Here is a 23,865-nt window from a genome sequence, read left to right on the forward strand (position 1 = left end):
CGCGGCCGCGGTGGCCGCCGCCTGCGCTGCTAGCCGCGCTGCCCGCGGCCGGTTTGCCGGCCGGCGTGCGGTTCCACGGATGCCACCACAGCAGGCCGCCGATGACGACGACGGCCAGCGCCGCGGCGGTCAGCCTGCGGCGCGAACGTCGTGCGGCAGCGGGAGCGGGATCGTTCGAAGGGGGCGTGGGCTTTTGTTGGTTGTCCATCGTGTTCTGTCAGGAAGACGGCGCGGGCGTGCCGGGGAACGCACTGCGAGGGCGGCATGCGGGCGTATCGGAGGCGGCCGGCTCGGCCCGGGCGCGTCCCGCCCGCGCGGGAAAGAGCGGCGCGCACCGACGACCGGTGCGACGATTGGGCATGATGCTACGTCCCGTCCCCGTTACAGTCCAGTGCTCTATCTTTCAACGGGTTACGGTCGTTACAGAAGACGACGAAACGATGACGGCACGCTTACGCGGCGACGCGCCGCGCCGGTGCGCCGCCGATCTCGCGCGTGATCTTGGCGATGCATTCCTGCAGCGCCGGCACCACGTGTTCGCGCAACCATTCCGGCGGGCACTGGTGCGATGCGCCGCCGCAGTTCACCGAATAGCGCTGGCCGGACGGCCCGACGAAACCGGCCGCGACCGCGTTGAGCCCTTCGCGCCATTCGCCGATCGCGATCGCGTGGCCGTCGCGCATCGCGTCGTCGAGCGCCGGATTGAGCCGCGCGAACACGTGCGGCCAGTCGTCGCCGGCCGTCGCGCGCAGCGCGTCGAGCAGCGCACGCCGCTCGTCGTCCTCGAGCGCGGCGAGATATGCGCGGCCGACCGCCGTGCGCGCAATGTCCATCCGCGAGCCGATCTCGAGCCGCGTGACGAGCACCGCCGAGCGCGGGCGGATCACGTCGATCGCGACCATGTCGAGCCGGTCGCGCACCGCGAGGTGCACGGACAGCGACGTGCGCTCGGCAAGCTCGATCATGAACGGCCGCGAGCGCGCGCGAATGTCGAAGTTGCGCAGGAAACCATGGCTCAGCTCGAGCACCGACGCGGTTAGCACGAAGCGCTCGCTGTCCGGCAGCTGGAACAGGAAGCCGGCGCTGACGAGCGTCGCGGTGATGCGCGACACGGTGGGCTTCGGAATGCCGGTCAGCTCGGTCAATTCGCGGTTGCTGACGGGCGCGTCGGCGGCCGCGATGCGGCGCAGCACCGCAAGGCCGCGCGCGAGCGCGGTGATTTCGTCCGGCGACGATTCGCGTTCTCGGGGAGCGGGAGGGATGACAGATGTCGACACGAGGCGTTCTCTCTATTTCCGAAACTCTATTTCAGTTTACTTAATATTGTCAGATGATTGTCAAAAGATGCATGTTCGCCGAATGAACCGTTCATGTGATGAAACTTTACGGGTTGACCCTTGGTTTATTAGGAAAACCCTCACATCGGCGCCGCTGAAAAGTGCATGAGACGGTGCAAATACCGCTTGACTTGTTCCGCGGAAACGGAAAGAATGTCTCACGTTTTCGAAACATCGTTTCAGGAGTTTAACCGGCAACGGTGTTTTGTGCAGTCTCTCAGGTTCTAGCACGGCCCTCGGAATGGCTAGAACTTTTTTAGCGCCACGGTCTCCGTGGCGCTTTTTTTTTTGCCTGTGCGCCGGCGCGTCGGCGCCGTATTATCGCGCGTCCGGCGCACGGGCCCGGCCGGCGCGGCCGCGCATGCTCGGCGCGGCGCTTCCGGCGCGCGCAAAAAAAAGCGCGACGCCCGCAAGGGCATCGCGCATGAACCGGCGTGGAGCGCCGACGAATGAAACGTGATCGGGAAGGCGGCGCGTCCCGCGCGCCGCGGGGCGGGGCTCAGCCCTTCGCGAGCTGGATGCTGGTCTGCTCGGCCGTCAGATAGCCGACGCTCGCGCCGAAGCGGTCCTTGTAGTTCGCGCGCACGAGCGGATCGAGCACGGGCTTGACCTTGTCGTGCAGCGGCGATTCCCAGTCGCCCGCGTGCTGGAAGTTGCTCATGATGTAGGTCCAGCCGTTGATTTCGTCGACGGCATGCAGGCCCGTGGATTCGGCACCGGCCGGGCACGACAGCACGCGCGAGAGCGTCCTGGTATCGACGTGGTAGGCCCACAGGAAGTTGTTCACGTGCATCCCCGAGTCCTCGCCGATGAACAGCGTGCGCAGCTTTTCCGAGAACTTCAGGTTGTCCGGGTTCGCGATCTTGTCCGGGTTCGCGAGGTTGCCGAGTGCGTCCGCCGTCGCGAGATCCTCGCCGACCAGTGCCGCCGGCGCGGCCATGTCGACCGGCACCCACTCGCTGTCGATCGCGGTGCCCGACGTATCGCGCTGCCCGGCCTTCAGGTTCAGCGCATAGACGGCGCCCGCGGCGATCTTCGCGTCGAGCGCGACGTCGCGCGACACCGCGTTGCCCTTGACCATCGACGTCTCGATCCGCGACATCGCCGTGTAGACGATCTTGTCCTTCGCGTTCACGGTCGTGCCTTCGAGCTTCGTGAACGCCATGCTGCCGCCGATCAGCGCCGCGTAGCGGTGCGTTTCGAGGAACGCGGCCGCCTTTTCCATCCCGGGCTTGATGCGGATCCAGTTGAACTTGCCGCCGAAGTGGATCTTCGTGTAGCTCGCGTCGTTCGGATCGGTCGTCGCGAGATCCATGATGTCCGACGCCTTCAGCGTGTTCGCGAGCGATTCGATCTCGCTGCTCGTCGCATGGCCGATCCGGATCCACGTGAGCGTCGCGCTGCCTGCGCCGGCGGACGACGTCTGCGTCCACTTCGCGACGTAGAGCGTGCCGGCCGACAGGTCGGCCGCCTTGTCGGCGACGAACATGAACAGGCCGCCGTTGGTCGCGTCGTCGCCCATCATCACGGTACGCTGGTCGGGCATCACCTGGATCAGCTCGTGCGAAATGCGGCCAAGACAATAGTGCTTCTTCACGGTGCCGGTGCCGTCCGGATTCACGGTGATTTCGGGCAGATGGCCGTAGTGGTAGGGATTCGCCTTCGTTTCGTCGCCGAACGTGTTCTTGCTGAATGCCTTGAACTGCGCGTCCGTCGCGGCCTTCGTCGCGTCCGGCTCGTATTCCTCGCTCGACAGGTGCGTGCCCCACGGCGACAGGCTCGCGCCGCACGTGATCCAGAGGCCGTGCGCGCTCGACGTGTCGACGTTGTGATACTTGACGAGCTTCAGCGCGCCGGTTGCCGGATCCTGATCGAGCGTCAGCACCGCGATCGGCGACGGCAGCTGGCCGTACTGCGACACGCTCGCCTGATCGCGCGTCGTGTATTCGAACTGCACGACCGCGAACACCGTGTTGCCCTTCACGCCGGGCACGTTCGCATTCTTCAGCGTGAGCAGCGAGCTGCCGTCGGGGCAGTCCGAATAGAACTGGCGTTCCTTGGCGGGCACCGAGCGGTCGATGATCGGCTGATTGTTGATGTCGTAGTAGCCGCCCGCGAGAATCGTGCCGCCCTTGCCGTCCGGCACCATGTCGCCGGTCACGAAGAACGGCCGGTAGGCGAGCTTGAAGTTGCGCGACGAGCCGTCCGAGAACGACACCGACAGCGTCGAGCCGACCGTCGTCGTCGCCATCGCCGCCGCGTTGTCGAGCGTCGGGGCGGCCATCGACGAGAACGTCGCCGCCGCGTAGGCGGCCGCCGTGGGCGTCGTGGCGGGCTGATCGTCGTCGCCGCCGCAACCCGTCAGCAGCGCCGGCAGCGCGAGGCCGGAGAGCGGCAGCATCGGAGCGCCGGCAAGGATCTTCAGGGCATGGCGACGGGAAGCATTGGGCAACGCGGGCATGTCGAGTCCAGTTTCAGGTGTGGAAAGAATGGCGTTCGCGAAGCCGGCCGGACGGCAAGCTTCGCGAAGGCAGGTTGAAAACTGGACGGAAGTGTAGGGACGCTCGATGAAAGTTTTTTGAATTGAAAACGTAATGCGTATCGAGCGTGCGCCGGCGCACCGTTGCGAACGCGTGCGGCGCGCGTGGCGTCAGTCGCGTTCCGGCGTCGCCGTGATCCGATGGATCGACAGGTCCGCGCCGTCGAACTCCGCTTCGCGATCGAGCCGCAGGCCGACGGTCGCCTTCAGCGCGCCGTAGACGAGCGCACCGCCGACACTGGCGATCGCGATGCCGCCGAGCGTGCCGATCAGCTGCGACATGAACGCGACGCCGCCGAGGCCGCCGAGCGCCGGCAGCCCGAAGATGCCGGTCGCGATGCCGCCGAGCGCGCCGCACATCCCGTGCAGCGGCCATACGCCGAGCACGTCGTCGATGCGCCACTTGTTCTGCACGCACGTGAACATCGCGACGAACAGCGCGCCGGCGGCCGCGCCGGTCACGAGCGCACCGATCGGATGCATCACGTCCGATCCCGCGCAGACCGCGACGAGGCCGGCGAGCGGACCGTTGTACGTGAAGCCCGGATCGTTGCGTCCCGCGAGCCACGCGGCGAGCGTGCCGCCGACCATCGCCATCAGCGAGTTCACGGCGACGAGGCCGCTGATCTTGTCGAGCGTTTGGGCGCTCATCACGTTGAAGCCGAACCAGCCGACCGCGAGCACCCACGCGCCGAGCGCGAGAAACGGAATGTTCGACGGCGGATGCGCGGCGATGCGGCCGTCCTTCGCGTAGCGGCCGTGGCGCGCGCCGAGCAGCAGCACGGCCGGCAGCGCGACCCAGCCGCCGAATGCGTGCACGACGACCGAGCCCGCGAAATCGTGGAACGGTGCACCGAACGCGTGCGCGAGCCAGGCCTGCACGCCGTAGCGCTCGTTCCACGCGATGCCTTCGAAGAACGGATAGATGAAGCCGACGATGATCAGCGTCGCGACGAGCTGCGGATTGAATTTCGCGCGCTCGGCGATGCCGCCGGAGACGATCGCGGGAATCGCGGCCGCGAAGGTCAGCAGAAAGAAGAACCGTACGAGCGCGTAGCCGCTGTGCTGCGACAGCGTCCCGATGTCGTCGAAGAATTCGACGCCGTACGCGATCGTGTAGCCGATAAAGAAATACGCGAGCGTCGACACCGAGAAGTCGACGAGGATCTTCACGAGCGCGTTCACCTGATTCTTCTTGCGCACCGTGCCGAGTTCGAGAAACGCGAAGCCCGCGTGCATCGCGAGCACCATGACGGCGCCGATCAACAGGAACAGTGTGTCGACGCCGGATTTCATACCGTCCATGCGGAGGCTTCCTTGCTCAAAAAACGGGCAACGAATGCAAGTATCGAGCCAACTTGGGGAGCGCATGCGTGCCATTGGTGCGAAGCGCCGTATGATGCCGCGCGCGCGTGCGTCGCGGGGCGCCGCCAACGTATTCGCATGCGGCGCGCGTTGCACGTACATGGTGCGACGGGCTCGTATCTGGTGCGCGACGGCGGCGATGTGGTGCGAAGCGACGCGTCGTGGTGCGCGCGGGATGCGCCGCGTCGGGGCGGCTAAAGCGGTGTGCGGCCGGCCTGTGCGTCAGCGGCCGGCGAACAGCCGGCGCGGCCCGCGCAGCCGCCACGCGCACGCCGACCAATAGCCGGCGAGCGTCGCGAGCCCGAGTGCGCCGAATGCGAGCGCCGCAAAACCGGCCGGCGATGCGCCGACCGACGCGCCACCGAGCAGCGCCCGCGCGACCATCAGCGCGGACGCCCAGAAGCCGGTCACCGCTTGGGCGAGCAAACGCGCACACGCGAACCGCCGGGCGCGGCCGGCGCCCGCGGCGCCATGCGCCCGCGACGGTCGCAGGCACAGAAACAGCGCGGCGGCGAGCAGCGCGGCGAGCGCGATCAGCCAGTTGACGAGGAAATTCATGAGCGTGACGGGCGAGTAGACGATTCGACGACGCACACTTTAATTGCCGCGCATGCGCAATTAAATCGGATGAGTCTGAAATTGAAAGCCGTTTTTAATCCGGCGCCGGCTGATGCCTGCGCACAGGCGGTATCATCGACGTCGTTTCAACCATGCAGGCCGCGCGATGCGGCTACAGATCGCCGATGAAGATGAAGACTTTGCCGATGCGCCCGATGCGCGGCGCGGTGTTGACGGCCGTCGCGGCCGCTGCGGTGTTCGCGCTTGCGGGCTGCGAGAAATCGGGCGCGCCGGCCACGCAACCCGATACGGCCGCGAGCGCGGCCGCCGATGCAGCCAGCCACGCGGCGCAGGCACTCGATCAGGTCGCGAGCACCGTCAGCCAGCAGATCGATGCGGCGAAGGCCGGTATCGCGTCGGCCGCGTCGGCCGTGCCGCCGTTGTCGGCGAGCGGGCTGGCGTCCGCCGCGCAGGCGCAGATCGACGCGGCGGCGTCCGCGGTCGTCGCGCATGCGGCATCCGAAGCGGGCGCGAAGCTCGCGGAGGCCGGCAAGAAGCTTCAGCAGTGGAGTCAGCAGAGTGCGGCGGGCGCCAAGCCCGCCAGCAATCCGTGACGCGCCGCTTGCAGAATCCATAAATTGTAATTATCATGGTTACATATTGAGCCGCCGCGTTGCGCGACGGCGTCGAGTGAGTGTGGAATGAATACCAGCAGCCGCTTCGCGTTTGCCGTTCACGTGCTCGCCTTGCTGTCGATGCAGGAAGGCGTGCCGCTGTCGTCCGACATCATCGCGGGCAGCGTGAACACGAATCCGGCGCTGATCCGCCGGCTGCTGTCGATGCTCGCGGCGGCGGGGCTCACCACGTCTCAGCTCGGCGCGGGCGGCGGCGCGCTGCTCGCGCGCGAGCCCGGCGAGGTCACGCTGCTCGACGTCTATCGCGCAGTCGACGATGCGCAACTGTTCGCGCTGCACCGCGAGGCGCCGAATCCCGCGTGTCTCGTCGGGCGGCATATCCAGGGCGTGCTGACCGGCTATATCGGCGACGCGCAGCGTGCGATGGAAGCGTCGCTCGCATCGCGCACGCTGGCCGACGTGACGGTCGACGTGCTCGACGCCGAACGGCGCGGCCCGCGTGCGGCCGGCGCGGGCGGGTAGGGCAGCGGCAATACACGACGCAGGCAGTCGGCGTCGGCAGGTGCGGGGCGGTCGCCCCGTTTTTTGCGGTCTTATATGTAATCAATTACGTTACATTTATTTGGGAGAATCGACATGACGCAACCGTCCTTGAATATCGCGCTGTTCGGCGCAACGGGCATGATCGGCTCGCGCATCGCGGCCGAAGCGGCGCGACGCGGGCATCGCGTGACCGCGCTGTCGCGCCGTCCGGGCGCGGCCGGCGACGGCATCACCGCGAAAGCGGCCGACCTGTTCGATCCGGCAAGCGTCGCGGCCGCGCTGCCGGGCCACGACGTCGTGGCGAGCGCGTACGGTCCGAAGCAGGACGATGCGGCGAACGTCGTCGCGGCCGTGAAGGCGCTGGTCGAGGGCGCTCGTCGCGCCGGGCTCAAACGCGTGGTCGTCGTCGGCGGCGCCGGTTCGCTCGAGGTCGCACCCGGCAAGCAGCTCGTCGACACCGAAGGGTTTCCGGCCGAGTACAAGGCGGTCGCGCTCGCGCACCGCGACGCGCTCGGTTATCTGAAGACCGTCGACGATCTCGACTGGACGTTCTTCGCGCCGGCCGCGCTGATCGCGCCGGGCGAGCGCACCGGCACGTTCCGCACCGGCACCGGCAAGCTGATCGTCGATGCGAACGGCGACAGCCGGATTTCTGCCGAAGACTACGCGGTCGCGTTCGTCGATGCGCTCGAGCAGCGCCGGTTCGTGCGCGAGATCGCGACGGTCGCGTACTGAGCCGTGCGCCGGCCGGCGGCGTGCGGCCGCCGGCGCCGGTTCGCGGCATCGAGGCCGCGCCGATCGCGCGGATACGCGCGCGTATTCGTCCGATCGGTGTTTATCCCGGTCGACGCGGCCGACCGGATTGCATATCGTTCCCCGTCATAGACGATGCATAGAATAAATTTCTATCGGCAGGGGACTCGAGAAATGGATGCAATCGACCGCAAGCTGCTGGAACTGTTGCAGACCGACGCGACGTTGCCGATTGCAGAACTCGCGCAACGCGTGAATCTGTCGCAGACGCCGTGCTGGAAGCGCGTGCAGCGGCTGAAGGAAACGGGCGCGATCCGCGCGCAGGTCGCGCTCTGCGATCCGCGCAAGCTCGGTGTCGGCACGACCGTGTTCGTCGCGATCCGCACGAACCAGCACACCGAGGAGTGGGCGCAGCGTTTCACGCAGGCGGTGCGCGACATGCCGGAGGTGGTCGAGGTGTATCGGATGAGCGGCGAGACCGACTATCTGCTGCGCGTCGTCGTGGCCGGCATCGACGATTACGATCGCGTCTACAAACAATTGATCCGCACGGTGCCGCTCTTCGACGTGAGCTCGTCGTTCGCGATGGAGCAGATCAAGTATTCGACCGCGCTGCCGGTGCGCGATCTCGCGGAGCCTGCCTAGCGTCGGCGCGTATCGCCCCGCCGTATCGTCCGCCGTACGGCGCGCCGCCATGCGTTATCGGCCGCGTGCGAGCGCGTGGGCGCGTGCGTCGGCGAGCGCGTCGCGCCGGATGAATTCCGCGACGAATGCGCTGGCCGGATGATGATGCAGCGCGTACGGCGTATCCCACTGCGCGAGCCGGCCGTCGTGCATCACGCCGATCCGGTCGGCGATCGCAAACGCTTCGGCCTGGTTGTGCGTGACCAGGATTGCGGTGTGGCCCGTCCGCTTCAGGATGTCGCGCAGCTCGAACGCGAGCCGTTCGCGCGTATCGACATCGAGATTCGAAAACGGCTCGTCGAGCAGCAGCAGTTCCGGCGACGGTGCGAGCGCGCGGGCAAGCGCGACGCGCTGCTGCTGACCGCCCGACAGTTCGTGCGGATACGCATTGCCCGAGTCGGCGAGACCGACGAGTGCGAGCATGTCGGCCACGCGTGCGCGCCGTGCCTGCTTGGGCAGGCGCCGCAGGCCGAACGCGACGTTGTCGGCCGCGCTCAGATGCGGAAACAACGCATAGTCCTGGAACATCATCCCGATGCGCCGCCGCTCGGGCGGCACGTCGAACGACGGCGTCGCGACGCTCGCGCCGTCGAGCACGATGCGCCCCGCGCGCAGCGGTTCGAACCCCGCGATCGCGCGCAGCACGGTCGTCTTTCCGCACCCCGATGCGCCGAGCAGGCAGCCGATCTCGCCGCGCGGCAGCGCGAGGCTGAGCCCGTCGACCACCGTGCGGCGGCCCTGCGGCGTGTCGTATTCGATGGACAGCGTGTCGAGTTCGAGCAGATTCACAGTGTCAGGCTCCGATCTTGTGACGGGTGCGTGCGAGCAGGATCACGGGCACGAGCCCGGCCAGCACGATCGCGAGCGCGGCGACCGCGCCTTCCTCGTAGGTGCCGCGCGCGGCTTCGGCATAGAGCCAGGTCGCGAGCGTGTCGAAGTTCAGCGGACGCAGCAGCAGTGTGGCCGGCAGTTCCTTCATCGCGTCGACGAATACCAGCAGCGCGCTCGTCGTGAGGGCGGGCCGCAGCAGCGGCAGATGCACGCGCCGCAGCGCGCCGGCCGCCGTCTCGCCGAGCGAGCGCGCGGCTTGTTCGAGCGACGGCGGAATGCGCGCAAGGCCCGCTTCGACGTTGCCGGCCGCGATCGCGAGAAAGCGCACCGTATAGGCGATGACGAGCGCCGCCGCCGAGCCGATCAGCCACAGTCCGTCGCGGCCGAGCATCGTGCCGAACAGCCGATCGACGGCGCCGAGCGGCGTGAGCAGACCGATCGCGAGCACGGTGCCGGGCACCGCATAGCCGAGGCTCGCGATCCGCGCGCCGAGGCGCGCGACGCCCGCGCGCATGCTGTCGCGCTGCGCGCGCGCGGCCCACGCGACGATCAATCCGCATGCGAGCGTCGCGACGGTCGCGGCGGCCGCGATCGTCAGCGTGTTCGCGAGCCCGTCGAGCAACTGCGCGGAGACGCCGCCGACCTGATGCAGCCGCTTGGCCGTCTCGACCGCGAGATAGGCGGCCGGCGCGCCGAAACCGAGCAGCACCGGCAGCCAGCCGAGCACGGCCGCCGTGCAGCCGGCCGCGCCCGTGAGCCGGCGCGGCGCGAGCGGCCGCATCCTGCGGCCGTGCGCATAGCGCTGGCGACGGCGTCCGTAGCGTTCGAGCGCGATCATCGCGACGACGACGGCGAGCATCGCGAGCGCGATTTGCGCAGCGCCCGCGAGATCCGAGCGTGTGATCCAGGTCGTATAGACGGACACGGTGAGCGTCTGCACGCCGAGGAATTCGGATGCGCCGATGTCGTTCAGCGTCTCCAGCAGCGCGAGGCTCACGCCGACCGCGATCGCGGGCCGCGCAAGCGGCATGACGACGCGCCAGAACGTCGCGACGCGACCCGCGCCGAGCGTGCGCGCCGCTTCGAGGAGGCTCGCCGACTGCGTGACGAACATCGCGCGCGTGCTCAGATACACGTACGGATACAGCACGAAGCCGAGCACGAACACGGCGCCCGGCAGCGAGCGCAGGTCGGGCAGCCGGAACTGTCGCGGGCTGTCGAAGCCGAGCAGCCAGCGGACCGCGCTCTGCACGGGGCCGATCGGATGCAGCAGATCGAGATACGCGAACGCGACGATGTAGGTGGGTACCGCGAGCGGCAGCAGCAGCGCCCACGTGAGCGTGCGGCGGCCGGGGAAGTCGTAGGCGGTGACGAGCCACGCGCAGCCGGTGCCGACGATCGACACGATCGTGCCGACGCCGGCAAGCAGCAACAGCGTATTGGCAAGCGCCTGCGGCAGCACGAATGCGGCGAGATGCCGCCAGTGCGCGAGATCGGCGTCGAACGCAGCCGCGACGAGCGCCGCGAGCGGCGCGGCAACCGCCGCCGCGATCGCGAGCGCAGCGAACGTCCACACGCCGCGCGCGCGCAGCAGAAAAGGCGGCCGTCGCGACCGGCCGCGGGCCGCGACGAAGCTCCGATCAGTTGTCAAAGCCGACCTTGTCGACGAGCTGGCTTGCCTGCTTGCGGTGCTTCGCGATTTCGGTCAGCGGCAGCGGATCGACCTTCAGCTGACCGAAGCTCGCGATCACCGGATCGAGCGTCACGTTCGCGCGCACCGGGTATTCGTAGTTCGCCTGCGCATAGAGCGCCTGCGCTTGCGGCGATACCAGGTATTCGAGCAGCTTGACCGCGTTGGCCTTGTTCGGCGCATGCTTCGCGACCGTCGCGCCGCTGATGTTGACGTGCGTGCCGCCGCTCTTCGCATTCGCGAACGTCGGCCGCACGACCTTGATCGCGTCGCCCCATTTGCGCGCATCGGTGCCCGGTTCGGCGTTCTTCATGTGGCCGACGTAATAGGCGTTCGCGAGACCGACGTCGCAGATGCCGCCGAGGATGTCGCGCGCGACGTCGCGATCGCCGCCCGTCGCCTTGCGCGCGAGATTCGCCTTCACGCCGCGCAGCCATTTTTCGGTGGCCGCCTCGCCGTCGTGCGCAATCATCGCGGCGACGAGTGCGGTGTTGTACGGATGCTGGCCCGAGCGGATACAGACTTTGCCTTTCCATTTCGGATCGGCGAGATCCTCGTAGCGGAACGCGTCGACCTTCAGATCCTTCTCGACGTACAGCACGCGGTCGCGCAGCGACAGCGCGTACCAGTCGCCCTGCGCGCCGCGCAGGTTGGCCGGGACCGCCTCGTCGAGCGCCTTCGAGCGGATCGGCTGCGTGAGGCCGCCGTCGACGAGATCGAGCAGGTTGCCGATGTCGACCGTCATCAGCACGTCGGCCGGCGATTGTGCACCTTCGGCCTTCACGCGTTCGAGCAGCCCGTCCTTCACGAACACGGTGTTCACCTTGACGCCGCTCTGCTTCGTGAACGCGTCGAGGAGCGGCTGGATCAGCTTCGGCTCGCGGGGGGTGTACAGGCTCACTTCATCGGCCGCATGGGCAAGCGGCGCGAACGCGGTCGCGGCGAAGGCGAGGGTGCCGACAAGCGGCAGCAGGTGGAAACGCGGATTCGACATGAAGACTCCGAAGCGGCAGAGGGACGGTGGACGTTCCGGACGCGCGTGCCGCTCGATCGCCCGAAACATTACAAAATGAAAGACTTGGATTCTAGATCGAAATGGGAATGATTATCAAATGAAAGCTTTCGGCAAGGCGGCGACGGATCGGGAGGGCGGCGTGGCTGCGAGACGGCGAACGGGCGGCGCTGCACGCCGCGCCCAAGCGCGTAGAATGCGCGCTTCGACGAATTCGACGGAGCCGCAGCGACCATGAAGGATCAGCGCAAGAAGAACCCTGTCCGCAACGTGAGCATCCTGATCATCGTGGCCGTGCTGCTCGTGATCGGGACGATTCTGTACAACGCGATCTCGCAGAAGCGCGCGTACGACGACGCGCATCCGGCCGAGGCCGCGAGCGCGGCGTCGCACTGACACGGCGGCGCGCGTTCGCTGCGCGCCGCTCGTGGACGAAGGAAGAGGAGCGGCGGTGCCGCAACGCCGCTCGGCGGATGCGGCACCGCGCGGGCGGGGCGCCGGAACCGGCGCGCCGCGTGGCGGTATCAGCGGTGCGTCAACGTGACGCGGCCGCGAAACGCGGACGAATCCGCACGTAGAACACGGCTGCGAGCAACGCGAGCCAGATCGCGCCGACGTAGAGCGCCACGCGCGTCTCGTCGAACCAGCCGAGCATCACGATCACGAAGGCCATGAAGGCGATCGTCAGTGCGGGCGCGACCGGCCACAGCGGCACCTTGAACTTCAGCGCCGCGACTTCCGCGGCCGGCAGGCGACGCCGCATCGCGACCTGCGACAGCAGGATCATGAGCCAGACCCATACGGTCGCGAACGTCGCGATCGCGGCCACCATCAGAAATACGTCCTTCGGCATCAGGTAGTTCAGCAGCACGCCGATCAGCAAGGCGCCGGCCATCACGAGCACCGTGACCCACGGCACGCCGTGCCGCGACGTCGTCATCAGCACGCGCGGCGCCTGGCCTTGCCGCGCCATGCCGAACATCATCCGGCCGGCGCCGAAGATGTCGCTGTTGATCGCGGAAATCGCCGCGCTGATTACGACGAGGTTGAGGATCGTCGCGGCCGACTTCACGCCCAGCGTCGAGAAGATCTGTACGAACGGGCTGCCTTCGGCGCCGACGCCGGTCCACGGGCTGATCGACATCAGCACGACCATCGTCAGCACGTAGAACAGCAGGATCCGCGCGGGCACCGCGTTGATCGCGCGCGGGATCACGCGCTCCGGATCCTTGGCCTCGCCGGCGCTCATGCCGATCACCTCGATGCCGCCGTACGCGAAGATCACGACCGACAGCGACGCGATCAAGCCGCCGATGCCGTTCGGCAGGAAGCCGCCGTGGTTCCACAGATTCGCGAAGCTCGGCGCGTCGGCCGCATGACCGAAATGCATGCCGGCGATCAGGATCGCGACGCCGCCGCCGATCATCGCGACGATCGCACCGACCTTGACGATCGACAGCCAGAATTCGAGTTCGCCGAATACCTTCACGTGGCAGAGGTTCAGCCCGCAGATCACGGCCACGACGCCGAGCACCCAGATCCACTGCGGGACGCCGGGAAACCAGAAGCCCATGTAGATGCCGAACGCGGTGATGTCGGCGATCGCGACGATCACCATTTCGAGCGTGTAGGTCCAGCCGGTGACGAAGCCTGCAAACGGCCCGAGATTCTCGGTCGCGTAGTGGCCGAACGATCCGGCGACCGGGTCGCGCACGGCCATCTCGCCGAGCGCGCGCATCACCATGTAAACGGCCGCGCCGCCGAGGATGTACGCCAGGATCACGGCCGGGCCCGCGAGCTGGATCGCGGACGCCGAGCCGTAGAACAGACCGGTGCCGATCGCCGAGCCCAGCGCGAGAAAGCGGATGTGCCGCGCGCTCAGGTGGCGCTGCAGATTCTTCATCGAGTCTCCGAAATCGTTGTCCGACCGAGCGGGCGCGATAGCTCGCCGGATCGAGTTGTATATACAACTTGAATGTGAACGAATGATAACAAGCGCGGACCGACAACCGGAATCGGGTATTCCCTGACTGGTGCGGCGCGGCGAACCGGTCAGGGGATGTGCGCGAACGGTGTGGTCGGTGCGTAGACGGCGGTGCGGCACGTGCGGCAGCGCGAGGCGTGTGCGGAAGGACACGTTGGCAGAGGACGCGCCGGCGCCAGGACTCGCCCGGCAGCGCGCCGCGCCGGCAGCCGATGAGCGACAGGCGATGAGCGGTAAGCGGTTAAACGACGCGCGGCCGGCCGCGGCCGCACGGATCATGCAGGCAGCCGAATCACGCACGCATCCTTGCGGATCAGCAGCGACGACGCGAGCATCTGCTTGCACTGATGCGCGAGCACCTTGAGGTCGTAGGTCAGATCGGCATCGACCGCGTCGGATTGCTCGGCGGACACGACCATCGCATCGAGGTCGCGCGTGATCTGCTTCGTCGCTTCAAGCTGGTCGGCCGGCGGCGGCTCGCCGGCTTCGGCCTTCTTCAGGTTCTCGAGCACGGCGGCGAGACCGCGCTGCAACGCGTCGTCCTGCGGGATGCTGCCGTCGACCGCGCACGCGGCGCGGATCAGCGGCGCGGCGGCCGTGATCTGTGCGCCGAGCACATGCGTCTGCACGAGCAGGTCGTTCAGCTCGGGCACGAAGCGCTGGTGCGCCTTCGGCTCGATCATCATCCGCTGGAAGGCCTGCCCGAGATTCGCGAACGCGATATGCACGTCCTTGCGCGCGAGCCGATAGCGATAGTCGTCGTCGAGGCTCGTGGACGGCGCCTCGATCGCCGCAGCCACGCCGGGCACGACCGCGGCGCCGTCGGCGACAGGCACGGCCGGCGGTGACGCGCCGCGCCCCGCGCGCCACACGGCTTCGAAATACTTGCGCGTCGCCGTCAGCATGTCGGCGACGAGCTTGCCCATCAGCCGGTATTCCCAGTACGGGAACAGCCGGCTTGCGGCGATCGCGATCATGCAGCCGACGACGGTATCGATGGCGCGCTCGCCGATGATGCGCATGTTGCCCGGTGCGAGCAGGTGGAACATCAGCAGCACGTAGGACGACGTGAACACGACGCTCGCCGCGTAATTGAACAGCAGCAGGCTGTAGCTCATCACCATCGAGCCGAACATCATCGCGATCAGCAGACGCGAGTCCTTGACCGTGTAGATGAGCGCGAGGCTCGCCGCGCAGCCGATCAGCGTGCCGATGATCCGCTGTGCGTTGCGCTGCTTGGTCAGCGAGTAGCCGGGCTTCAGGATGATGATGCTCGTCATCACGATCCAGTACGCGTTCGTGAGCGGCAGCAGGCGGCCGAGCCAGAACCCGACCGCCACCGCGATCGTCACGCGCAGCGCGTGGCGAAAGCTCGGCGAGCGCATGTTCAGGTTCGAGAAGATCAGCAGCGGCGACATTCGGCGGCGCTGCAGGAAGCGCGTAAGCGCCTTGTCGATCTTCAGCTCCGTCTGCTGCGGATCGGCATGGCCGGACAGGTTGCGGCGCATGCGGTCGATCAGCCGCGTCCCGCTCCAGATGCGCCGGAACGTCGCGAGCACGGCCGCGTACGCTTCCGCGTGGGTCGCCGGGAACTGCTTCTTGCGCATCAGCTCGATCTCGTATTCGATCGCGCGCAGCTCGGCCTTCACGCTGATGCGCGCGTGCGGCGCGCGGTTCTCGAGCACCGCGAGGCCGATCTGCTCGAGATCGGCGGCCGCCTTGCGGATCAGGTCGCGGTAGAAGATGATCAGATCCGATCCGCCGAACGTGTTGCGCATCAGCGGGTAGTCGGTATGTGCACCGACGAACAGCTCGTGCAGGTCGACGCTGTTGATGAACAGGTTGAACATCGTCGTGCGGCCCGGATCGAGCTTGCCGCGCCGCAGCTTCGGCAGATTGCGCAGCACGATGTCGCGTGCGGTTTCCTGCGTTTCGACCGCAGTGATCTGCTTGGCGACGAGGTTCCGGTAGCACTCGTCGAGATCGGCGTCGAGATCGTAGAACTGCGCGCGCGCGAGCAGGTAGTCCGCGCATGCGAACAGGCTCTCGGCCAGCGCCTGCTGCTCGATGCGGCGCGCCTGCCACTGCGAGACGAGCGTCGCCCAGTACGTGTACCAGAGGCCGCCCGCGAGAATCCATCCGGCATTCACGAACGCCTGCAGCGGCGTGAGCTTTTCTTCGAGCGTCATCACCATCATGAACAGCGTCGCGAAGCTGATCTGCGGCCAGCGGTTGCCGTAGACGACGATCAGCGACAGCGCGAACGTGAGCGGCACGATCGTCAGCCACAGCGCGAAGATGTTCGGCGTCGCGAGCCCCGTCGCGAGCGCCGCGAGCCCGCCGATCACGCTGCACGCGAGCATTTCGTTGTGCTTGTACTTCAGCGGGCCCGGCATGTCGACGACGCACGCGCCGAGCGCGCCCGTCGAGATCGTGAAGCCGAGCTCGCGGTTGTGAAACACGATCAGACACAGCACGGCCGGCAACGATACGCCGACTGCGATCCGCAGGCCGCCGAAAAAGTACTGGCTGTAAAGAAACTTTCTGATTTCGACCGAATAGCGCATCGATGGGCTGAATGGCTGACGAAGACGCCCGGGGCGGCGTATTGACTGGCGACGAGTCTATCGTATTTCGCGCGCCGCAAAACCTGGCCGTCCGGCCGATGCTCGCCGCGACGGGCCTTTTGCTATCCTTGGGGAACCCGTTCGCCGGGCTTGCCCGGCCCGACGCTCCAACGTCCTTTCATGCTCCAGCTCTTCTATTCGAATCGCCACGAAACGCTGGCCGACGCGCTGCTCGACGATCTCGCCGCGTTCCCGGCCCGCAACGGCCCGTGGGCGCCGCAGCAGATCATCGTGCCGAGCGCCGCGCTGCGTCGCCGTCTCGAGCTCGACATCGCCGCGCGTCACGGCGTGTGCGCGAATGTCGAGTTTACGTATCTCGCGCAATGGCTGTGGACGCAGATCGGCCGCGTGCTCGACGTGCCCGCGCGTTCGCCGTTCGCGCCCGACCGGCTCGTGTGGCGCTGCTACCGGTTGTTCGCGCAGGCGCCCGAGCATGCGCCGTGGCTTGCGTCGCCGCGGCTGGCCGCGTATCTCGGCGCGTCGGACGACGCGATGCGCTACGAGCTCGCGCATCGCGTCGCCACCGTGTTCGACCATTACCTGACCTATCGTCCCGAATGGCTTGCCGCCTGGCAGGCCGGCGAATCGGTGCTCGCGGCCGACGGCGCGCCGCGCGCGATCGGCGAGGCCGCACGCGACGACGAGCGCTGGCAGGCTGCGCTGTGGCGCGCGCTGCTCGCGGAGCTGAGCGACAGCGGCACGCCGCCTGCGCATCGTTTTCTCGTCGACGCGCGGCAGATCGATGCCGACGCGATCTCACGAATCGACTGGCCCGAATCGGTCAGCGTGTTTGCGCTGCCGACGATGCCGCCGCTGCACATCGCGCTGCTGCGCGAGCTGTCGCGCTGGATCGACGTGCGCGTGTACGCGCTGAATCCGTGCCGCGAATTCTGGTTCGACATCGTGACGGCCGCGCATGCGGAAGCGCTCGATGCGGCCGGCCGGCTCGACTATCAGGAAGTCGGCCATCCGCTGCTCGCGGAGTGGGGCAGGCAGACGCAGGCGCAGCTGCACATGCTGCACGAGCTGACCGAAAGCGCGGCGCTCGGCGATGCGTCGCGGTTCGTCGAGAATCCCGCGCCGACCTGGCTCGCGCGCGTACAGAACGCGATCCTCGATCTGCAGCCGGAAGCCGCGCTCGGCGAGCCGCCGGCCGAACGCGGGATCGAGGTGCACGTGTGCCACAGCCTCGCGCGTCAGCTCGAGGTGCTGCACGACCGTCTGCTCGGCTGGTTTGACGCCGATTCGAGCCTGCAGCCGTCCGACGTGCTGGTCGCGGTGGCCGATCTCGCGGCGGCCGGGCCGCTGATCGACGCGGTGTTCGGCACCGCCGGCCCCGGCGGCGCACGCATCCCGTATCGGATCACCGGGCTGCCGCCGTCGCAGGCGAACCCGGTCGCGCGCGTGCTGCTCGACTGGCTCGCGCTGCCCGAACGTCAGGTCGGCGCGCCCGAGCTCGTCGAATGGCTGCGCGTCGATGCGGTGGCCGCGCGCTACGGGATCGACGCGAGCGCGCTCGAAACGGTGCAGACCTGGCTCGCGGCTGCCGGCGCGCGGCGCGGGCTCGCGCCGGTCGCGCATGACGACGCGGCCGTGCCGACGCCGCGCCACACGTTCTCCGATGCGCTGGCGCGCCTCTTTCTCGGTTACGCGATGCCGGACGGCGCAGCGCCGGTCGGCGCGTGGCTGCCGATCGAAGCGGCAACCGGCAGCGAAGCGGAACTGCTCGGCCGGCTCGCGCGCTTCACCGACGATCTCGACGGTTTCGCGCGGCGGCTCGCCGACGCGCATACGCCGCGCGGCTGGAGCGAACTGTTCGCCGACACGCTCGCGCGCTTCTTCGATTCCGGCGCCGCGTATGCGGACGCGCTTGCCGGCGTGCGCGACGCGCTCGACGCGATGCTCGCCGCGATGACCGAAGGCGCGGCCGACGAAGCGCTGCCCGCGGCCGTCGTGCGCGCGGGGCTCGCGGCGGCGCTCGACGATCCGGCGCGCGGCGGCGTGCCGTGGGGCGGCGTCACGTTCTCGTCGCTGACGAGCCTGCGCGGCCTGCCGTATCGGATCGTCTGTCTGCTCGGCATGGACGACGGCGTGCTGCCGAGCCTCGCGCGCGCCGACGAGTTCGACCTGATGGCCGTGCTGCCGAAGCTCGGCGACCGTCAGCGCCGCGACGACGAGCGCAATCTGTTCCTCGACCTGCTGCTCGCCGCACGCGACCGGCTGCTGATCGCATACACGGGGCGCAGCATTCGCGACAACGCGCCATTGCCGCCCGCGGCGCTCGTCGACGAATTGCTCGATCACCTCGCGCTCGTCACGGCGGGCCCGAACGCGGCGCCGGAGGCGGTCGACGCCGCGCGCCGCGCGTTCATCGTCGAGCATCCGCTGCAACCGTTCGCGGCTGCCTATTTCCGGCCCGACAGCACGATGGCGTCGTACGATGCCGAGCGCGCGGCGCTGGCCTCGCTGCTCGCGGGCGACGCGTCGCGCGACGGGCCGCGCGAGCAGCCGTTCTTCGCGCAGCCGCTGCCGGCCGAGCCGGCGGAGCCGGTGCCGTTCGGCGAATTCGAGCGCTTCTGGCGTCATCCGGCGCGCGCGCTGCTGCGTGCGCGGCTCGGCATCGTGCTCGCCGATGCGCAGGCCGAGCTGCTCGACACCGAACCGTTCGCGCTCGACTTCGCGGGCAGCGACGCGCTCGCGGAGCGCGTGCTGCCGCTGCTGATCGAATCGGACGAAGCGGCCGCGCACGATCATGCGCTGCGTATCGCGGACGCGAGCCCCGAACTGCCGGGCGGCGCGACCGGCGCCGTGTGGCGCGACCAGGCGCTCGGCTCGCTCGCGCAGCTCGCCTCGAGCGTGCGCCGCGCGCTTGCCGACGGCATCGAGCGGCGGCCGTTCTCGCTGACGATCGCGCCCGCGTGGCCGCAGGCCGAGCACGCGCTGTTCGGCGCCGACAGCGAGGCGCTCGCGCGCGACGCGACGCGCGCGCCGTTCGAGCTGCAGGGCACGCTGAACCGGCTGACGCAAGCCGGACAGATCATCTATCGCTATGCAAAGCCGAGCGCGCGCGACTATTTGTCCGCGTGGCTGGCACATCTCGTCTATTGCGCCGTCGAACCCGACGGGCCGCGTCGTACGCTGTGGTTCGGCAGCGGCGGTGCATTCGAGCTGACGCCGGTCGCCGCGCCGCTCGATCGGCTGGCGCCGCTGGCCGCGCTGTTTCGCGCAGGCCGCCGGATGCCGCTGCGCTTTTTCCCGCGCAGCGCCTGGGCGCGCGTGACCGACGGCGAAGCGAAGGCCGCGAGCGTGTGGATCAACGAGCGCGTCGCGAGCGAGGCCGACGATCCGGCCATCGCGATCGCGTGGCGCGGCGCGCAGCCGTCGCTCGACGAGCCGTTCGGCACGCTGGCGCGGCTCGTGTTCGAGCCGCTCGTCGAACATTTGAAGGAGGTCGCATGAGCGCCGCTTCGCCATCGCAGCCGGCGCTCGAACTCGACGTGTTCGCGTGTCCGCTCGACGGCGTGAACCAGATCGAGGCATCTGCCGGCACCGGCAAGACATGGAACATCTGCGCGCTGTACGTGCGGCTGCTGCTCGAGCAGGATCTCGGCGCCGACCAGATCCTCGTCGTCACGTTTACGAAGGCGGCGACCGCCGAGCTGCACGAGCGGATTCGCGGCCGGCTTGCGCAGCTCGCGCATGCGCTCGACACGGGCGACGACGGCGGCGATCCGTTCGTCGCGAAGCTGTTCGAGACGACGCTCGCCGCGGGCGGTCCGCTCGATACCGCGACGGCGGCCAAGCGTATTCGCCGCGCGCTGCGCGCGTTCGACCAGGCGGCGATCCACACGATCCACGCGTTCTGCCAGCGGGCGTTGCAGGAAGCGCCGTTCGCGGCCGCGATGCCGTTCGCGTTCGAGATGGAAGCGGACGACGCGTCGCTGCGCTTCGAGCTGGCAGCCGATTTCTGGCGCACGCGCGTCGAACCGACGGCGGCGCGCTGGCCCGGTTTCGCCGCCTGGCTCGTGCAGTCGGGCGCGGGGCCGGCCGCGCTCGATGCGCAGCTCGCGCGTCGCTTGAAGAAGCCGCTTGCCGCGCTGCGCTGGGACGGGGTCGCCGAGCCCGACGACTCGGCCGACGCCGCGGCGGCAGAATGCTTCGCGGAAGCGGCGCGTCTCTGGGAAGCCGAGCGCGACGCGATCGACGCACTGCTGCGTGCCGCGCAGCCGGCGCTGAACCAGCGCTCGCACAAGCCCGACGCGATCGCCGAGGCGTTCGCCGCATGGGGTGCGCATTTCGCGCAGCGCGATGCGGCCGCCGCGTTGCCGAAGGCCGCGCTGAAGCTCACGCGCACCGCACTCGAGAAGGCGACGAAAAAGGGCGGCGCGACGCCCGAGCATCCGTTCTTCGACGTCGCCGACGCGCTCGAAGCGGCCGTCGCAGCCGCCGACGCCGCGCAGCGCGCTCGCTGGCTCGCGCTGATCGCCGAATGGCTCGACACGGCGCCGGCCGAGCTCGCCGAGCGCAAGCGGACGCGGCGCGTCGTGTCGTTCGACGATCTGCTTGCGAACCTGTATCACGCACTGCATGCGCATCCGTGGCTCGCCGACACGCTGCGCGCGCGCTATCCGGCCGCGCTGATCGACGAGTTCCAGGACACCGATCCCTTGCAGTTCGCGATCTTCGACCGGATCTTCGCGCCCGCCGGCCCGCTCTTTCTCGTCGGCGATCCGAAGCAGGCGATCTACAGCTTTCGCGCAGCCGATCTGCATACCTATCTCGCCGCGCGCGCGCGTGCGAGCGCGTGCTACACGCTTGCGGTCAATCAGCGTTCGACGCCGGCGATCGTCGAGGCATGCAACCGCTTTTTCCAGTCGAATCCGCGCGCCTTCGTGTTGGACGGGCTCGACTACTACCCGGTGCGCGCGGGCACGCGCACGCGTGCGCCGTTCGCGGACGAGACCGATCCGGCGCCGTCCGGCGACTTCCGGATCTGGATGCTGCCGGGCGGCGACGGCACGCTGCTCAAGCGCGATGCGCACGCACAGGCCGCACAGGCATGCGCGGCCGAGATCGCGCGGCTGATGCGCGGCGCGCGCGAGGGCCATGTCCGGCTCGGCGAGACGCCGCTGTCGCCGGGCGACATCGCGGTGCTCGTGCAGACGCACCGTCAGGGCAGCCTCGTGAAGCGCGTGCTCGCCGCGTGGGGCATCGGCAGCGTCGAACTGGCGCAGGCGTCGGTATTCTCGACGATCGATGCGGAGCAGCTCGAGCGTGTACTCGCGGCGATCGATGCGCCCGGCGATCTGCGGCGCCTGCGCGCAGCGCTCGCGTCCGACTGGTTCGGCCTCGACGCGGGCGCGCTGTGGCGCATGGAGCAGGGCGACGCCGATGCGCAACACGATACGGGCGCAGCCGATACGGCCGACGCGATGAGCTGGGTCGAGCGGTTTTCCCGCTATCGGCTGCTGTGGCGCGAACGCGGTTTCGCGGTGATGTGGCGCACGTTCGCGCGCGAGCTGCGGATCGCCGAGCGCCTGATGGCCGGCGCGGACGGCGAGCGCCGCGTGACCGACATCAATCATCTGGCCGAACTGACGCAGGCGCGTGCGTCCGCGCAGCCGGGCATCGCGCCGACGCTGCGCTGGCTTGCCGCGCAGCGGCTCGACGGCGGCGGCGAGGAAGCGCAATTGCGGCTCGAATCGGACCGCAATCTCGTGCAGATCGTGACCGTACACAAATCGAAGGGGCTCGAATACGCGATCGTGTTCTGTCCGTTCCTGAACGACGGCGGCTTGCGCGAGCCGCCCGCATCGGCGCTGCCCGATGCGCGCGAGTATCACGACGAAGCGGGCGACGCGGTGCTGCATTACGGCTGCGACGACGAGGCCGCCGCGCACGCGGCGCGCCAGGCATTGCGCGAGCAGGCCGCGGAACGCGCGCGGCTCGTGTACGTGGCGCTCACGCGCGCGGTCTATCGCTGCTATCTGGTCGCCGGGCCTTACCTCTCGTCGCGCTCGACGCGCGAGGCGCGGCGCAGCGTGCTGAACTGGCTCGTCGCCGGCGCAGGCCGGTCGTTCGATGCGTGGCTCGACGAGCCGCCGGACGATGCCGAACTCGATGCCGCATGGCGCGCGCTCGCGGGCGGCCCGGTCAGCGTCGCGCCGCTGCCGGCGCCCGCACGCCGCGAGCGGCTGCCGGCCGGCCACGATGCGTCGCAGACGCTCGCCGCGCGTCACGCGACGCGCGTGCTGCGCGATGCGTGGCGGATGGCGAGCTTCAGCTCGTTGACTGCGTCGATCGCGCGCGAGGAGGCCGGTGTCGCACCGGTGCCGGACGACGAATTACGGCCGGACCACGACGCGCTCGCGGCGCTCGTGCCGGGCGCCGACATCGGTGCGGCGGCGACCGTCGCGCCGGAACCGCCCGACGACGATATTCTCGTCTTTCCGCGCGGCGCGGCGGCCGGCGAGTGCCTGCACCGGCTGTTCGAGTTGAGCCGTTTCGCGGAGCCCGCATCGTGGCCCGCCGCTGCGCTCGGCGCGTTGCACGATCGTCCCGTCGAAGCCGAGCCCGCGCTTGCCGAGCGGCTGCCGGCGATGATGGTGCGGCTCGTCGACGACGTCGTGCATACCGAGCTCGTCCCCGGGCTGCGGCTCGCCGATCTCGATCCGTCGAAGCGGCTGAACGAAATGGGCTTCCTGTTTCCCGCGCCGTCGCTCGATCTCGGCGCGCTGCGCCGGCTGCTCGTCACGCACGGCTATCCGGACGTCGCGCTGGAAGCGGGCACGCTCGCCGGTTTCATCAAAGGTTTCATTGACATGATCGTGGAGCATGACGGCCGCTTCTGGATCGTCGACTGGAAGTCGAACCATCTCGGCACGACGCCCGATGCATACGGCCCGCAGGCGCTCGACGCCGCGATGGCCGATCACGCTTATCACCTGCAGGCGCTGCTCTATACGGTCGCGCTGCATCGCTATCTGCGCACGCGGCTTGCCGGCTACGACTACGATCGGCACATCGCCGGGTATCTGTACCTGTTCGTGCGCGGCGTGCGGCCCGATTGGCGCAGCGGCGGCGCACCGGCCGGCGTGCATGCGCGGCGCCCGGCGCGCGAGCTCGTCGACGCGCTCGACCGGATGATGGAAGGGGGGGCGGCATGAACGTGTCCGACGATACGCTCGAATTCACCGGCGGCCTTGTCGCGCGGCTGCCCGAGCCGGCGGACTTCGGCATCGCGCTCGCGGAGGGCTTCGCGCGCCGGATCGGCGATCTCGCGCGGCGCGCGGGCGCCCCGGCCGAGG

General features: G+C 68.8%; 16 protein-coding genes and 1 pseudogene. 7 read left to right on the forward strand and 10 right to left on the reverse strand.

The features are described 5' to 3' along the window. From HMPREF3115_RS26650 to HMPREF3115_RS26675, 5 genes and pseudogenes are all read right to left on the reverse strand, one after another. Nucleotides 1-208: pseudogene (locus HMPREF3115_RS26650) on the reverse strand (multidrug transporter subunit MdtA); the annotation flags it as partial. A gap of 244 nt (nt 209-452) precedes the next feature. Next, on the reverse strand, nt 453-1,277 hold the full coding sequence (locus HMPREF3115_RS26655) for an IclR family transcriptional regulator (protein WP_006407541.1): 825 nt from the start codon (nt 1,275-1,277) through the stop codon (nt 453-455). Between the two features lie 559 nt (nt 1,278-1,836). After that, nucleotides 1,837-3,798 carry a PhoX family protein gene (locus tag HMPREF3115_RS26665; RefSeq protein ID WP_070556803.1) on the reverse strand — a complete coding sequence of 654 codons (1,962 nt, stop codon included), beginning with the start codon at nt 3,796-3,798 and terminating at the stop codon, nt 1,837-1,839. A 189-nt stretch (nt 3,799-3,987) separates the two neighbouring features. Next, on the reverse strand, nt 3,988-5,181 hold the full coding sequence (locus tag HMPREF3115_RS26670; protein ID WP_070556805.1) for an ammonium transporter: 1,194 nt from the start codon (nt 5,179-5,181) through the stop codon (nt 3,988-3,990). A gap of 282 nt (nt 5,182-5,463) precedes the next feature. Beyond that, nucleotides 5,464-5,799: a hypothetical protein gene (locus HMPREF3115_RS26675; RefSeq protein ID WP_035489337.1), complete on the reverse strand. Its 336-nt coding sequence runs from the start codon at nt 5,797-5,799 to the stop codon at nt 5,464-5,466. A 185-nt stretch (nt 5,800-5,984) separates the two neighbouring features. Between HMPREF3115_RS26675 and HMPREF3115_RS26680 the strand changes: the two genes are divergently transcribed. The 4 genes from HMPREF3115_RS26680 to HMPREF3115_RS26695 all read left to right on the forward strand — a co-directional run bounded on the left by HMPREF3115_RS26680 (nt 5,985) and on the right by HMPREF3115_RS26695 (nt 8,375). Continuing rightward, on the forward strand, nt 5,985-6,413 hold the full coding sequence (locus HMPREF3115_RS26680; protein ID WP_070556819.1) for a BCAL1086 family glycoprotein: 429 nt from the start codon (nt 5,985-5,987) through the stop codon (nt 6,411-6,413). Between the two features lie 87 nt (nt 6,414-6,500). Then, entirely contained in the window at nt 6,501-6,956 is a 456-nt protein-coding gene (locus tag HMPREF3115_RS26685) for an Rrf2 family transcriptional regulator (RefSeq protein WP_070556807.1), read from the forward strand. A gap of 114 nt (nt 6,957-7,070) precedes the next feature. After that, on the forward strand, nt 7,071-7,712 hold the full coding sequence (locus HMPREF3115_RS26690; protein WP_070556809.1) for an NAD(P)-dependent oxidoreductase: 642 nt from the start codon (nt 7,071-7,073) through the stop codon (nt 7,710-7,712). A gap of 192 nt (nt 7,713-7,904) precedes the next feature. Next, nucleotides 7,905-8,375: an Lrp/AsnC family transcriptional regulator gene (locus tag HMPREF3115_RS26695; protein ID WP_006401179.1), complete on the forward strand. Its 471-nt coding sequence runs from the start codon at nt 7,905-7,907 to the stop codon at nt 8,373-8,375. A gap of 54 nt (nt 8,376-8,429) precedes the next feature. Here the strand turns inward: HMPREF3115_RS26695 and HMPREF3115_RS26700 are convergent, their stop codons facing one another. Genes HMPREF3115_RS26700 through HMPREF3115_RS26710 form a run of 3 tightly spaced genes read right to left on the reverse strand, consistent with a single transcriptional unit; the run spans nt 8,430 to nt 11,929 of the window. Beyond that, entirely contained in the window at nt 8,430-9,203 is a 774-nt protein-coding gene (locus tag HMPREF3115_RS26700) for an ABC transporter ATP-binding protein (protein ID WP_006401178.1), read from the reverse strand. A 4-nt stretch (nt 9,204-9,207) separates the two neighbouring features. Further along, the gene (locus HMPREF3115_RS26705) at nt 9,208-10,896 is read right to left on the reverse strand and encodes an ABC transporter permease (RefSeq protein ID WP_006401177.1); all 1,689 of its coding nucleotides are present in this window, start codon (nt 10,894-10,896) and stop codon (nt 9,208-9,210) included. After that, a complete protein-coding gene (locus HMPREF3115_RS26710) occupies nt 10,886-11,929 on the reverse strand; it encodes a Fe(3+) ABC transporter substrate-binding protein (RefSeq protein WP_070556821.1) in 1,044 nt (347 codons plus the stop codon). The genes HMPREF3115_RS26705 and HMPREF3115_RS26710 overlap by 11 nt, the downstream gene beginning before the upstream one ends. A gap of 252 nt (nt 11,930-12,181) precedes the next feature. Between HMPREF3115_RS26710 and HMPREF3115_RS31385 the strand changes: the two genes are divergently transcribed. Next, the gene (locus HMPREF3115_RS31385) at nt 12,182-12,343 is read left to right on the forward strand and encodes a hypothetical protein (RefSeq protein ID WP_006407531.1); all 162 of its coding nucleotides are present in this window, start codon (nt 12,182-12,184) and stop codon (nt 12,341-12,343) included. 139 nt (nt 12,344-12,482) lie between these two features. On the opposite strand, the gene HMPREF3115_RS26715 is transcribed toward HMPREF3115_RS31385, so the two are convergent. Next, on the reverse strand, nt 12,483-13,850 hold the full coding sequence (locus tag HMPREF3115_RS26715) for an amino acid permease (RefSeq protein ID WP_070556811.1): 1,368 nt from the start codon (nt 13,848-13,850) through the stop codon (nt 12,483-12,485). A gap of 356 nt (nt 13,851-14,206) precedes the next feature. Continuing rightward, complete coding sequence (locus HMPREF3115_RS26720) at nt 14,207-16,498, reverse strand: FUSC family protein (RefSeq protein WP_070556813.1); 2,292 nt, start codon at nt 16,496-16,498, stop codon at nt 14,207-14,209. A gap of 180 nt (nt 16,499-16,678) precedes the next feature. Between HMPREF3115_RS26720 and recC the strand changes: the two genes are divergently transcribed. Both recC and recB read left to right on the forward strand, forming a co-directional pair. Then, complete coding sequence (gene recC, locus HMPREF3115_RS26725; RefSeq protein WP_070556815.1) at nt 16,679-20,017, forward strand: exodeoxyribonuclease V subunit gamma; 3,339 nt, start codon at nt 16,679-16,681, stop codon at nt 20,015-20,017. Next, a complete protein-coding gene (gene recB, locus HMPREF3115_RS26730) occupies nt 20,014-23,724 on the forward strand; it encodes an exodeoxyribonuclease V subunit beta (RefSeq protein ID WP_070556817.1) in 3,711 nt (1,236 codons plus the stop codon). The genes recC and recB overlap by 4 nt, the downstream gene beginning before the upstream one ends. Nucleotides 23,725-23,865: the final 141 nt, after the last annotated feature.

It is taken from the genome of Burkholderia sp. HMSC10F09, from assembly GCF_001806955.1.
Lineage (GTDB): Bacteria > Pseudomonadota > Gammaproteobacteria > Burkholderiales > Burkholderiaceae > Burkholderia > Burkholderia multivorans.